Here is a 14112-nt window from a genome sequence, read left to right as displayed (position 1 = left end):
GACAAAAAAGAATATTATGGGATAAATAGATTCCCTAATACATATGTGTTTTAAATTGTGGGATATAATTGGCAGATATAGGGATGACTACGTCACTGTTTTTTACATGAATTAAAAACTTTCCAGAGACTTTTTCTATGAGCTTAATGTTTTTTAGATTAACAATATATGACCTATGACACCTTTTAACAATTGCATTATCCAAAATTATTTCTAGGTTTTTAAGTGTATTTCGAATAAGCTTTTTTTTTACCTTATTGTCGTCAATATAATTGACAGCCACATAATTGTCTGCCGATTCAAAATATAATAAACTGTTTACAGGTATGGATAGTTTAACGGCATTATTTTCATCTGGGATACCAATTAAATCTGTAATGCTTGACAAATTACTTTTTATGTTTCGCTTTTGCCTTAGCTGAATTACATAAATTATAAGTAGTGAAATTGTATATGGAATTATAATTACTAATGATGCATAATGGAGGCATTCAAGAAAAAAAGGCCAAAACACTACTCCGTCGTATTGGTAAATAAGCGATAACACAAAAGCCATTAACGTTATTTCAAAAAACACCCAAAATACAAATTCTACAAGCCTAAATTTTTTGACTCCAAACAGTTTTCTAAGTACAAATTGTGAGAAAGCTAAAACAGAAATACCTATTGCAGAAAATTTAGAAAGTCTTATAAATTGATCAACGCCCTTATCGTCCTCCCATAAATTAATATTATAAGGCACAAAAACATTCAAAAATAGCACACTAAAAACAAGGCAAAAACTTATCAAGAAAAGTTTTTGCCAGTTTTTGTCCAATAAGGTAAAAGAAGTCCACATCATTACTTCCAGGGAATCTCTATCAAATACTAAATAAACACTGATGTACTTATTGATTCCCTAAAATAATAGGCATCCCTGAATCTCCTGAACCTATAACAATAACTTTGCTATTAGCTGATTCTGATAGTTTTATAGTGGCCTCTATACCTTTATCCTGTAAAATTTTATCGGTAAGTGATGCACTTAAAATTTTATTGGCATCGGCCTTTCCTTGCGCTTCGATACGTTGTTTTTCAGCTTCTTTTGATGCAGTAACCAATCTAAATTCATATTCTAAAGATTCTTGTTCCTGCTTTAGCTTACGTTCAATAGCCTCTTTAATAGTAGGTGGAAGTGTTACATCTCGAATTAAAATATTGTTAAGTTGAATATATTGGCTTTCTACAATATTCTTGGTTTCTAAAAATATCTCTTCTTGAATGGCGTCACGTTTACTGGAATATAATTGCTCTGGAGTATAACGACCAACAACACTACGTGCCGCACTACGAACAGCAGGTTGCAAAACCCTTTTTAAGTAACTTTCTCCTTTTTCATTATGTAACCTTCCCAAATTCTTGACATCAGGTTCGTATAGAACAGATGCATCCAATTTAATATCCAAACCATTAGATGAAAGCACAGACATTGCTTCTGGAACTTCTTGTTGACGGGTTTCATAATCAATAACTCTATTCCAAGGAGCAATAATATGAAAACCTGGTCCCAAAGCATCTTTTTCGGGATCTACCCCATTACTTAGCGTTTCATATAAAACTCCTGCATGTCCAGCGTCTATAGTTACAGCAGATTTAGCTAATACTATAATTAAAATGATTGCGCCTATTATAAAAGGTAAGGCAACTTTTGGTAATTTTTCCATTGTATTTATTTTAAATTAATCCGTTATATTTTCTTAAAAACCACTCAGCCGATAAGCTCAAAGCTATAATTAAAAGCAAGTATTTCCAATCTATCAAAGGTAAGCTATTTTTATGGCTCTTTTGAACGGGCAAATAACGTGAATCATTTAATAGATCACTATACAAATTAGTTGTTTCATCTATAAAATAAGATATTCCATTGCTATTAGTAGCCAAACGTTGCAACTTTGTTACATTGGCACTTAAGAATTGTTGCTCTACATTGTATTCCAGTATTTGAAAGTTTCCAGATTGTGAAATAGATTCATCTGATAGGCTTACCGTAAAACTGTATTTAGAAGGCGACAAACTACTCAAGTCCACTTGGTAATTGTTATTTTTAATCACAAAGGGAAGTATCTTGGTGTCACCCGAAATATCATCCTTAACAGTAATGTTTAGCGATTGCCTGGCATCAAATTGATAATTCTTATCAAAGTATTGTGCTTTAACAATAATGTTGGTATTGCCATTATAGAATGTTTCATATTCAATATTCAATCGGTTTCGTTGCTTATTTGATGCCAAATACTGAACCACTTTCCCTAAAAAATCATCGAAAGGGTTAAATGACTTTGTGCTTATAAAACTTTGGGCTCGCCATTGCCAAATGTTTTCTCCCAACAAAATAGCTTCCCTCTTATCATTGGTTTCAATAGTTGCTAGTAAAGGATCGATGGTTGGGTTGCCATTTATGGTCTTGGTTAATAAAGTTTGAAATGGCACACTAAAATTAATTGCACCAAAATTAGATCTTAACGGAGGAAAAGACTCAAAATTGATATCATCCACTAAAAAAGGTGAATAATTCAAATTCAATTGAGCTTGATAATCTTCTAGCTGTCCAGAAATTTCATGTTGAAAGTTTTTAGAGACTTCATTTAAAAAAGTCAAGTTCGTTTTTGTTCCTACAATTATAAATCTATTCTTATTTGTTTTATCTAGAAACTTATATAAATCCCTAAAGATATGGTTTGGCTGGTACAATATAATTAATTGAAAATCATCAATTTGATTTATTGCCTCATCTGGATTTAAAAGTGTTAAGGAACGTTGTTCATTACGTTCAATACTTTTCTTTAAGGCACCTAAATCTGGATGCAAAAATGCACTTACAATGGCTACTTTTGTTTTTTGGTCTATTACTTCAATAGCAAAAAGCTTTGTATTGTTTATTTTATTTTTTTCATTTTCAATTGGAGTTAATGTCGCTCGGTAGCTACTTACACCTACAGTTGAAGCTGGTAGCGTAAAGTTAATTATACTAGAATTATTGTCTTTTGAAAAACTAATATTTTTTGAATATACTTCGACATCTCCTTTTTTAACTGCAAATTTTGATTGAACATTATCATAACCATTATAAACAAGAACGGCTTCAACAGGAAATTGATTTTTTAAAAAGGCATACCTATTTACATTAAATTGTTGGATTTTTAAATCGGTGTAGGCAGTGGTATCCCCCAAAATAATTGGATAAATAGGCTGTTTATATTTTGAAGATGAAAACTCGTAATCGTTACCATAAGTTTGGTTTCCATCTGTAATAAGTAATGTAGGCGATGTGGTTTGTTTATATAGTTGGGAAAGCTGGTTAATAGCACCGTTTATATCTGTCTGTTTTTCAGAAAACGTCAAAGTGTCTGTAGCACTAAAATCTTTTCCAAAGGTGTAAACATCAATATTAAACTTATTTTTTAAAGCCTCACTATCCATAATCCTTTGAACTAATTCCCTAACTTTTTCCTCCTGTTTTAGATAAACAATTGAATTTGAATTATCTACAGCTATAATCAAATTAGGCTTTTCAATTGAAATGGTTTCTTGGTGAAACTTAGGATTGATGAGTAATAATAAAATTGAAAAAATAGTAAGAAATCTTAAAAACAAAAAAAGCATGTTTAACTTAGACATACTTTTTTCGTTTTTGTAATATTGAAATCCTGCTATAAATAAAGCAGCTATTCCAGCGAGTATAAAATATAATACGGTTTCGGTCTGCATTATTTAAATTTACGATTTACAATTTTTACATACATTAAAACTTCGCCGTCAAATTGTAAATCTTTAATTGCAAATTTTAAGTTAGCATACCACCATCTACATTAAGGGTTTGCCCTGTAATATAGGCGCTCATATCACTAGCTAAGAACACACAAACATTAGCAATATCCTCAGGTGTACCACCACGTTTTAATGGAATAGCATCACGCCAACCCTTCACTACATTTTCGTCTAACTTTGCAGTCATTTCGGTTTCAATAAAGCCAGGAGCAACGACATTACTTCTAATGTTTCTAGAGCCTAATTCTAAGGCAACAGATTTAGAAAACCCTATGATACCAGCCTTGGAAGCTGCATAATTGGTTTGACCTGCATTACCTTTAACCCCTACAACCGAACTCATGTTAATAATAGATCCCTTACGTTGTTTTAACATAGTACGCTGGACTGCTTTGGTCATATTGAAAACCGATTTAAGGTTTACTTCAATAACTTTATCAAAATCTTCTTCGCTAATACGCATTAATAAATTATCCTTAGTTATACCTGCGTTATTAACTAAGATATCGATACTTCCAAATTCAGCAACAACATCATTAGCTAATTTTTGGGCTTCTTCAAAGCTAGCTGCATTACTTTGATAGCCTTTAGCTTTGATTCCCTTGGCATTTAATTCATCTTCCAAGGCTTTCGCAGCTTCTATCGATGAGCTATAAGTAAAAGCAACATTTGCTCCTTGGTCTGCAAAAATTTGGGCGATACCCTTTCCTATACCTCTACTTGCCCCAGTAACAATCGCTGTTTTCCCTTCTAATAATTTCATATCATTGACTTTATTTTTTATAAAATTGTTGAAATTCAAATATACTAATAACAAAATACTATATACTAAAAAACCTCACAAAAAATGTGAGGCCTTTAGTATTAACAGATCATATTATTAAGCCATTACCTCGGCTACTTTTTTACCAATTTCGGCAGGTGAATCCACAACGTGAATACCGCAAGCCCTCATAATTTTCTTTTTGGCTTGTGCAGTATCATCACTACCTCCAACAATAGCACCTGCATGTCCCATAGTACGTCCAGCTGGTGCAGTTTCACCAGCAATAAAACCTACAATTGGTTTTTTACTACCACTTTCTTTATACCAATTAGCAGCATCTGCTTCTAATTGCCCACCTATTTCACCTATCATCACAACAGCTTCTGTTTCTGGGTCACCAATAAGAAGTTCTACGGCGTCTTTGGTAGTAGTACCTATAATAGGATCACCCCCAATACCAATAGCTGTAGTAATACCCAATCCTTGCTTGACTACTTGATCGGCCGCTTCGTATGTTAATGTTCCGGATTTTGACACAATACCTACCTTTCCTTTTTTAAACACAAAACCTGGCATGATTCCTACTTTTGCTTCTTCAGGCGTAATTACACCTGGACAATTTGGACCAACCAAACGACAGTCTTTGTTCTTAATATAGTTAGAGGCAATTATCATATCAGCAACAGGAATACCTTCTGTTATGGTTATAATAACTTTAATACCGGCATCGGCAGCTTCCATTATGGCATCAGCAGCAAATGCAGGTGGCACAAAAATAATGGTCGTATCAGCACCAACTTGATCTACAGCTTCTTTTACAGTATTAAACACAGGTTTATCCAAATGGATTTGGCCACCTTTTCCTGGAGTGACACCACCAACTACATTGGTTCCATATTCAATCATTTGTCCAGCATGAAATGTACCTTCACTACCAGTAAATCCTTGTACTATTATTTTTGAATCTTTATTTACTAAAACACTCATGTTTTTATTTTTTTTAAATCGTTTAAAAAAGTGTGACAAAAGTAATGTATTGCACTGTATAAATAAAGTCTATACTTTGTTTTTTAATTGTTGAATGATATCAGGTATTTTTTTTATTAGGGCAAGTTCTCTGAGCTTAAGTCTAGATTCTTCGGCAGGATATCCAAAATAGGTTTTATGTCCTTCTAAAGATTTACTTATACCGGACTGGGCCAATATTACAGCTTTCTCTCCAATAGTTATCGCACTGGTACTACCAACTTGCCCCCAAATAGTTACTTCATCTTCAATAATAACACAACCTGCAATGCCAACCTGTGATGCAATTAGACATTTTTTACCAACAGAGGTGTCATGGCCAATTTGAATTTGGTTATCCAATTTTGAACCTTCACCAATAACTGTGTCGCCAGTAACTCCACGATCTATTGTACATAAAGCACCAATATGAACATTGTTTTTAATGACCACCCTACCCCCTGATAATAGTTGGTCGAACCCATCAGGACGATTTTTGTAATAAAAGGCACTAGCTCCAAGAACAGTTCCTGCATGAATAATTACATTGTCTCCAATGACAGTATCATCATAAATACAGACATTGGGATGAATAACGCAATTATTACCAATAATCACATTATTCCCTATAAAGCAATTAGGTTGAATAATCGTACCCTCACCAATAATCGCTGAATCTGAAATTAATTTATTCGTTTGCCGAAAGGGCTTAAAAAACTGGGTTAATTTATTAAAATCCCTAAATGGATCATGACTGATCAGCAAAGCTTTACCTTCTGGACAAGGAACATTCTTATTTATTAGAACAATAGTTGCCTTTGAATTCAAGGCCTTATCATAATATTTTGGGTGATCGACAAAAACGATGTCCCCTGGTTCAACCACATGAATTTCATTCATTCCTAAAACAGGAAAATCTTCATTACCAACAAAGTCACAGCCAATTAGACTGGCAATTTCTTTTAAGGTATATTGCTTTGGAAACTTCATATTAAGCAGGTAATTAACGGTATGTATTAGTAATGTTGAAAGTCTGAGCAACTATTGACAATACAATTAAAGCTGCAAACTGATTTTACTCTTTAATACGTTCTTTATAAGTTCCTTTTTCGGTTTCTATCCTAATTTTATCACCTTCATTAATAAATAAAGGGACATTTATCTCAGCTCCCGTCTCAACAGTTGCTGGCTTAGTGGCATTAGTAGCTGTATTTCCTTTTACACCAGGTTCAGTGTGGGTAACTTCCAATATAACACTGGCTGGCATTTCAATAGAAAGCGGCATATTATCTTCTGTATTTATTAAAACTGTTACAATTTCACCTTCCTTCATTAAATCGGGTCTGTCCAATGCAGCCTCCTGTAATTGAATTTGGGTGTAGTCTTCAGTATTCATAAAATGATAGTATTCACCATCATTATATAGAAATTGGAATTTATGTGTTTCAACACGAACATCCTCTATTTTATGTCCAGCAGAAAACGTATTGTCTATAACCTTTCCTGTAGTAACACTTTTTAATTTCGTTCTTACAAAAGCTGGTCCTTTACCAGGCTTAACATGTAAAAACTCTATAATTTTATAAATATCGTGGTTATATCTAATACATAACCCGTTTCTAATATCACTTGTACTTGCCATTATAATTAATTTGATTTAAAATATCCTTTCATAATACCACGATGAGAGTTTTTAATGAATTGTAAAATTTCATCACGCTCTGGAGTGGCTTCCATTTCAGCTTCAATGATTTCTGAAGCTTGTGTGTTATTGTAGTTTTTTTGATAAAGTATTCTAAAAATATTCTGTATTTCCCTTATCTTATCCGAAGTAAACCCCCTTCTTCTCAGTCCAACAGAATTGATACCGACATAAGACAATGGTTCTCTTGCCGCTTTTACATAAGGAGGCACATCTTTTCTAACTAAAGATCCACCTGTTACAAAGGCGTGATTACCAATGGAACAAAATTGATGAACAGCCGTCATACCCGCCAAAACCACATAATCACCAATGGTAATGTGTCCTGCCAATGTACTGTTATTGGAAAAAATACAATTATTACCCACTATACAGTCATGGGCAATATGGCAATAAGCCATGATTAAGCAATTATTACCAATAACTGTTTTCATACGATCTGCAGTTCCCCTATTTATGGTAACACATTCACGTATAGTTACATTATCACCAATTTCAACAGTAGTTTCTTCATCGTTATATTTTAAATCCTGTGGTACAGCAGATATAACAGCTCCAGGGAAAATATTACAATTTTTACCTATGCGAGCACCTTCCATAATAGTAACATTACTGCCAATCCAAGTGCCCTCGCCTATTTTAACATTATTATGTATGGTAGTGAAGGGTTCTATTACCACATTTTTTGCAATTTTTGCTCCAGGGTGTACGTATGCTAAAGGTTGATTCATTTTTGTGTTTTATTTTAATAAATATGTAAATAATGTGCTCTTGGAATTTTAAACAAAAAAATTCATGTGAGTTCTAAAATTACTCGCTACATAATTTATTTAACTTTAGTGATTTGAGCCATTAGTTCTGCTTCAGCACATAATTTTCCATTAGCATAAGCATAACCTTGCATGTGGCAAATACCCCTACGAATTGGAGTAATTAAAGAGCATTTAAAAATCAAAGTATCACCAGGCATTACTTTTTGCTTGAATTTAACATTATCCATTTTCATGAAAAAAGTTAAATAATTTTCTGGATCAGGTACTGTGTTCAACACCAATATCCCACCTGTTTGGGCCATAGCTTCCACAATCAGTACTCCAGGCATTACCGGAGCTCCTGGAAAATGTCCTCTAAAGAACTCTTCGTTCATAGTGACATTCTTAGTAGCTGTTACATAGTTTTCAGTAAGCTCAAAAACTTTATCAATTAATAAAAAAGGTTGTCTATGAGGCAACATGGCCATGATTTGTGTGACATCCATCAAGGGCGCTTGATTCAAATCTATATTTGGAACATTATTGCGCCTTTCGTTCTTAATAATCTTAGACAGTTTTTTTGCAAATTGGGTATTTACAAAATGTCCTGGTTTATTGGCTATAACCTTGCCTCTTATACGAGTCCCTATTAATGCCAAATCACCAAGTACATCTAATAATTTATGTCGAGCAGCTTCATTAGGATGATGCAAAGTTAAATTATCAAGTATCCCGTTAGGCTTAACAGCAATATTGTCTTTTTTAAAAGCCACTCTTAACTTGTTCATAGTTTCAGGGGATAGAGGTTTGTCTACATAAACAATGGCATTGTTTAAGTCGCCACCTTTTATTAACCCATTTTCCAGCAACATTTCAATCTCATGCAAAAAACTAAATGTTCGAGAGTTTGAAATGTCTTTTTTAAAATCTGAAATGTTATTTAGAGTAGCATTTTGGGTACCCAACACTTTAGTGCCAAAATCTACCATAGTAGTTATTTGATATTCTTTGGCGGGCATGATTAAAATTTCACTCCCTGTTTCCTCATCGGTATACGAAACTATTTCGGTAACTACAAACTCTTCCCTAAAAGCATCAAGTTCTACAATACCGGCTTTTTCCAAAGCCTCAACAAAGAACTTAGAAGAACCATCCATGATAGGAGGTTCGGACTCATTAAGCTCAATAATAGCATTGTCAATATCTAATCCTACCAATGCTGCCAAAACATGTTCTGATGTTTGTATTGTAACACCGTTTTTCTCCAAACATGTACCTCGCTGAGTATTGGTTACATAACTGGCATTAGCTTCAATAACTGGAGCACCTTCTAAGTCGACGCGCTTAAAGGATAAGCCAGAATTTGCAGGAGCAGATTTAAAAGTTAATGTTACATCCTTTCCAGTATGTAAACCCACCCCTGTTAAGGAAATTTCTTTTTTTATAGTTTTTTGTTTGGTTTCCGTACTAACTATTCCCATTCAATTTTTTATCTATATCATTAATATTTTTTACAATCTTAGGTAAGTTTTTAAAATGAACATACGATTTGTTATAGTCATTATAACCTAGTGCTGGAGAACCCTGAAGTACCTCATTATCTTTTACATTTCGTATAATACCCGATTGTGCTTGTATCTTTACATTATTACCAATCGAAATGTGCCCAACTATTCCAACCTGCCCTCCTATTTGGCAATTTTCACCGATCTTAGTGGAGCCAGCAATTCCTGTTTGGGCTGCAATAACAGTATTTTTTCCAATTTCAACATTATGCGCTATTTGAATTTGGTTGTCCAGTTTGACCCCTCTTCTTATAATAGTAGACCCTAAAGTTGCTCTATCAATAGTTGTAGCAGCCCCAATGTCTACGAAATCTTCTAAAATAACATTACCTGTTTGGGGAACTTTTATATATTCACCATTTTCATTTGGAGAAAAACCAAAACCATCTGCTCCAATTATAGCTCCAGAGTTGATTACACAATGACTTCCTATAACACATTCAGAATAAATTTTAGAACCTGAAAAAATTATAGTATTGTCCCCAACTGTAACATTATCTCCTATATATGCATTGGGGTAAATTTTTACGTTTTCACCTAAAATGACATTATCCCCTATATAAGAAAATGCGCCAATGTATACATTGGCCCCATAACTAGAAGTTTCCGAAATAAAAGATGGTTGTTCAATACCACTTTTATTAAGTTTTACTAAGTTGTAATATTCCAATACCTTTGAAAATGCCGAATACGCATCGTCTACTTTTATAAGGGTAGCGCCAACATTATATTCTGGTTTGAATGTTTTGTTTACAATAGCTATAGAAGCTTTGGTAGAATAAATGTATTGTGTATACTTCGGATTTGCTAGAAATGTTAAAGACCCTTCGGTGCCCTCTTCTATTTTAGAAAGTTTAGAAACTTCAACTTCAGCATTTCCTACAACATCTCCTTCTAAAATTTCTGCTATTTGTTGTGCTGTAAATTTCACACGTTTTAGTTTGTTGGTTTTGATTTAATTTCCGCAAAAATATGAAAAATGTAACAAAGTATTGCGTCCTGTTCTAATTGATGAAATGCAATTGGATAAACAATCTATTCTTTTGGATAGCAAATATAATACTTAGTTACTGTTTTAGATAGTGGTTTTAAATTAAGTTGATCTGATACCATATCAATGTTTTGAATTTTACCAGATTTAAACAAAATATTGATCTTCTTGTTTTTAGGCTCATAAGCTTGATTGGAAACTTCTCCAGTAAAAACAAAATATTCAGCTTCAGCTTCCGAAACTTGATTTGTTTGGGTAAACATTTCTATTTCTTTAGTCAAGGATGGTAATTTAATTGGCTTATTTTTTATCTTAATTTTTAGTAAGTTTCTGTTAATAATCATATTGCATAGTTTACTCAGAACAAAATCATTATGGCACTGCCATTCCTTCATGGCAGAAATAACATCAAAATCATCTAATTGTGCAAAAATTTGCAAAGTTGAACTGTTAAAATCCTCATGCAAGATATCATTTTCTAAGAAAAACGTTAAGGCTTGACTAGAAGGTAATCTTATCCCTTTTTTTGTCAATTCTTTAGCTCGTTTTAACACCCTAATCAATAATTGTTCGGCTACCAACCCTGTTTTATGTAAATATACTTGCCAATACATAAACCGTCTGGCAATCAAAAATTTTTCAACACTATAAATACCTTTCTCTTCTACAACAAGTTCATCATTTACAACATTTAACATTGTAATTAATCGTTCACTGTTAATATTACCTTCAGCAACACCTGTATAAAAACTATCTCGTTTTAGATAATCTGATCTGTCCATATCTAACTGCCCTGAAACCAATTGGCACATAAATTTCCTTGGGTATTCACCTTTAAATATTTGAATGGCCAGCGTTAAATTTGAGTTAAATTCTTCGTTCAGCTCCTGCATAAACAACAGGGAAATACCTTCATGGGAAATGCCATTTACAATACTATGCTCCATAGCATGTGAAAAAGGACCATGACCAATATCATGCAATAAAATTGCAACATATAAACCTTCTTCCTCATCTTCAGATATTGTAACTCCCTTAAAACGAAGTACATTAACAGCTTTCTGCATGAGGTGCACACAACCAATAGCATGATGAAACCTTGTATGGTGAGCACCAGGATACACCAAATAAGACATTCCCATTTGGGTTATTCGCCTTAACCGTTGAAAGTATTTGTGCTGAATTAAATCAAAGATTAACGAATTTGGTATGGTAATAAATCCGTAAATTGGATCGTTTAATATTTTAAGTTTATTCAAACTTTAAGTTTTTAAATTAACTGTTTACAAATATAAATTAATTAGAAATTGATTATTTGAAATTTCTGATACATTTAAAATATAAATAATATGATAAATATACTTTGGGTTGATGATGAGATTGATTTATTAAAGCCCCATATTTTATTTTTGGAGCAAAAAAATTATAAAGTTTCCAAGTGTAATAGCGGAAGGGAGGCTATTGAAGTACTTGATGAGCAAAATTTTGATATCGTTTTCTTAGATGAAAACATGCCTGGGCTTACTGGTTTAGAAACTCTAAATGAAATTAAAGAAAAGCAAGCCAATCTTCCTGTTGTTATGATTACCAAAAGTGAAGAAGAATACATTATGGAGGAAGCTATTGGTAATAAAATAGCAGATTATCTTATCAAGCCAGTAAATCCAAACCAAATATTGCTAAGTCTAAAAAAGAATTTAGATCATTCTAGATTGGTTTCAGAAAAAACGACTTCAAACTATCAACAAGAATTTAGAAAAATAGCTATGGATATGGCCATGGTAAACTCACATGATGCATGGGCAAGTTTATACCAAAAGTTAATTTATTGGGAAATTCAATTGGAAGATATTGAAGATGCAAGTATGTTTGAAATTTTAGAGTCTCAAAAAACCGAAGCAAACATTCAATTCGGCAAGTTTATTGATAAAAATTATGAAAGTTGGTTTCAATCCAATACAGATTCACCAATAATGTCCCATACACTTTTTAAAGAGTGTATCGTGCCGGAAATTAGCAAAAAACAGCCCACGCTTCTTATAGTTATTGATAATTTACGTTATGACCAGTGGAAATCCCTAGAGCCAATCATTAGCAACTATTACAAAAAGGAAAAGGAAGAGGCCTTCTATAGCATTTTACCTACAGCTACCCAATATGCCAGAAATGCTATTTTTTCTGGGTTAATGCCCAGGGATATGGAAAAATTATTTCCAAATTATTGGAAGAACGATACTGATGACGGTGGAAAAAATTTATTTGAAGCGGAATTTTTACAAACCCAAATGAAACGCCTTGGTTTAAATCACTTAAATTATGAATACCATAAAATAACTAATTTAAAATCGGGAAAACGCTTAGTTGATAACTTTAATTCACTTAAAAACAATGATTTAACTGTTGTGGTTTACAATTTTGTTGACATGTTATCGCATTCTAAAACCGAAATGGAGGTTGTAAAAGAACTTGCATCAAACGACAAGGCTTATAGGTCGTTAACTTATAGTTGGTTTAAAAATTCCCCCTTGCTTGAAATGATTCAGTTAGCTCAACAAATAGGTTTTAAACTAATACTAACTACAGATCATGGAACAATTAATGTAAAAAATCCTTCTAAAGTTATCGGTGATCGAGATACCAGTTTAAATTTACGCTATAAAACAGGCAGAAGCTTAACTTATGATTCTAAAGATGTATTTGAATCTAAAAACCCCAAAAACATCCATCTCCCTTCTATAAATATGAGTAGCTCATATATTTTTGCAAAAGGCGATTTATTTTTTGCTTATCCAAACAATTACAATCATTATGTGAGTTACTATAAAAATACATATCAGCACGGTGGTGTTTCATTAGAAGAAATGATTATTCCTTTTGTTGTTTTTGAACCTAAATAAATCCATAAAAAGCATATATTACCGATGAAATACATGTTTTTTTAGGTTTTTTTAAATTTTATTACTAATATTGCATATAAATTTAAGTTTAAATTGGAAATAGTTTATGGCCTGAATCAGGTAGAAAATGTTGCTAATGAGTTGTTAAAGCTTACAAATTTTAAAGTATTGCTTTTCCGAGGTGAAATGGGCAGCGGCAAAACAACATTGATAAAATCTTTAGTAAAAGCTTTGGGAAGCAAAGATGAAGTAAGCAGCCCTACATTTTCAATCGTGAATGAATACAAATCAAATAATGAAACAATATATCATTTTGATCTCTACAGAATTAAAGACATTGAGGAAGCTTATAATTTTGGAATTGAAGATTATATAAATTCAGATGCTTGGATATTCATTGAATGGCCAGATAAAATAGATAGTATTATTCCCGACGGTTTTAATACTATTGAAATTAAAATGGCATCAAAAAACAAAAGAATTATAAAATTAAATTATTAACCCTAAAATCGTATTGAGCTTTATAAACAACAACTTATGCCCCAGCTTTAAGTGTTTACGGATTAACCGTAATCAAAAAATGGAAAATTGATGTTTTTAACATTTTTTTAACATTTTGACTAAATT

13 protein-coding genes are annotated in these 14112 nt (G+C 32.7%); 2 read left to right on the top strand and 11 right to left on the bottom strand.

What is annotated here, in order from left to right; translation table 11 throughout:
* Nucleotides 1-34: 34 nt before the first annotated feature.
* From MR053_RS10310 to MR053_RS10260, 11 genes are all read right to left on the bottom strand, one after another.
* Entirely contained in the window at nucleotides 35-742 is a 708-nt protein-coding gene (locus MR053_RS10310; RefSeq protein ID WP_242132355.1) for a LytR/AlgR family response regulator transcription factor, read from the bottom strand.
* 145 nt (nucleotides 743-887) lie between these two features.
* Nucleotides 888-1703 carry a prohibitin family protein gene (locus MR053_RS10305; RefSeq protein ID WP_242132354.1) on the bottom strand — a complete coding sequence of 272 codons (816 nt, stop codon included), beginning with the start codon at nucleotides 1701-1703 and terminating at the stop codon, nucleotides 888-890.
* A gap of 10 nt (nucleotides 1704-1713) precedes the next feature.
* A complete protein-coding gene (locus MR053_RS10300) occupies nucleotides 1714-3747 on the bottom strand; it encodes a vWA domain-containing protein (RefSeq protein WP_242132353.1) in 2034 nt (677 codons plus the stop codon).
* Nucleotides 3748-3823: 76 nt separating this feature from the next.
* The gene (fabG, locus tag MR053_RS10295; RefSeq protein ID WP_242132352.1) at nucleotides 3824-4570 is read right to left on the bottom strand and encodes a 3-oxoacyl-[acyl-carrier-protein] reductase; all 747 of its coding nucleotides are present in this window, start codon (nucleotides 4568-4570) and stop codon (nucleotides 3824-3826) included.
* 117 nt (nucleotides 4571-4687) lie between these two features.
* Entirely contained in the window at nucleotides 4688-5560 is an 873-nt protein-coding gene (gene sucD, locus MR053_RS10290) for a succinate--CoA ligase subunit alpha (RefSeq protein ID WP_223548407.1), read from the bottom strand.
* 69 nt (nucleotides 5561-5629) lie between these two features.
* Entirely contained in the window at nucleotides 5630-6568 is a 939-nt protein-coding gene (locus MR053_RS10285) for a UDP-3-O-(3-hydroxymyristoyl)glucosamine N-acyltransferase (RefSeq protein ID WP_242132351.1), read from the bottom strand.
* An 85-nt stretch (nucleotides 6569-6653) separates the two neighbouring features.
* Entirely contained in the window at nucleotides 6654-7220 is a 567-nt protein-coding gene (gene efp / locus MR053_RS10280; RefSeq protein ID WP_242132350.1) for an elongation factor P, read from the bottom strand.
* 5 nt (nucleotides 7221-7225) lie between these two features.
* Nucleotides 7226-8011: an acyl-ACP--UDP-N-acetylglucosamine O-acyltransferase gene (lpxA, locus tag MR053_RS10275; RefSeq protein ID WP_242132349.1), complete on the bottom strand. Its 786-nt coding sequence runs from the start codon at nucleotides 8009-8011 to the stop codon at nucleotides 7226-7228.
* A gap of 95 nt (nucleotides 8012-8106) precedes the next feature.
* Complete coding sequence (locus MR053_RS10270; protein WP_242132348.1) at nucleotides 8107-9513, bottom strand: bifunctional UDP-3-O-[3-hydroxymyristoyl] N-acetylglucosamine deacetylase/3-hydroxyacyl-ACP dehydratase; 1407 nt, start codon at nucleotides 9511-9513, stop codon at nucleotides 8107-8109.
* Entirely contained in the window at nucleotides 9500-10528 is a 1029-nt protein-coding gene (gene lpxD, locus MR053_RS10265) for a UDP-3-O-(3-hydroxymyristoyl)glucosamine N-acyltransferase (protein ID WP_242132347.1), read from the bottom strand. Before lpxD ends, MR053_RS10270 begins: the two co-directional genes overlap by 14 nt.
* 104 nt (nucleotides 10529-10632) lie before the next feature.
* A complete protein-coding gene (locus MR053_RS10260; RefSeq protein WP_242132346.1) occupies nucleotides 10633-11847 on the bottom strand; it encodes an HD domain-containing protein in 1215 nt (404 codons plus the stop codon).
* Between the two features lie 90 nt (nucleotides 11848-11937).
* Here MR053_RS10260 and porX point away from each other — a divergent pair, with 90 nt between their 5' ends.
* Both porX and tsaE read left to right on the top strand, forming a co-directional pair.
* Entirely contained in the window at nucleotides 11938-13485 is a 1548-nt protein-coding gene (gene porX, locus MR053_RS10255) for a T9SS response regulator signal transducer PorX (RefSeq protein ID WP_242132345.1), read from the top strand.
* A 93-nt stretch (nucleotides 13486-13578) separates the two neighbouring features.
* Nucleotides 13579-13986 carry a tRNA (adenosine(37)-N6)-threonylcarbamoyltransferase complex ATPase subunit type 1 TsaE gene (gene tsaE / locus MR053_RS10250; protein WP_242132344.1) on the top strand — a complete coding sequence of 136 codons (408 nt, stop codon included), beginning with the start codon at nucleotides 13579-13581 and terminating at the stop codon, nucleotides 13984-13986.
* The last annotated feature ends 126 nt before the right edge of the window (nucleotides 13987-14112 follow it).

The sequence above is a fragment of the Aestuariivivens marinum genome, from assembly GCF_022662175.1.
GTDB lineage: Bacteria > Bacteroidota > Bacteroidia > Flavobacteriales > Flavobacteriaceae > Aestuariivivens > Aestuariivivens marinum.
The sequence above is the reverse complement of the archived record's forward strand: the minus strand, read 5'-3'. Positions and strand labels throughout refer to the sequence as shown.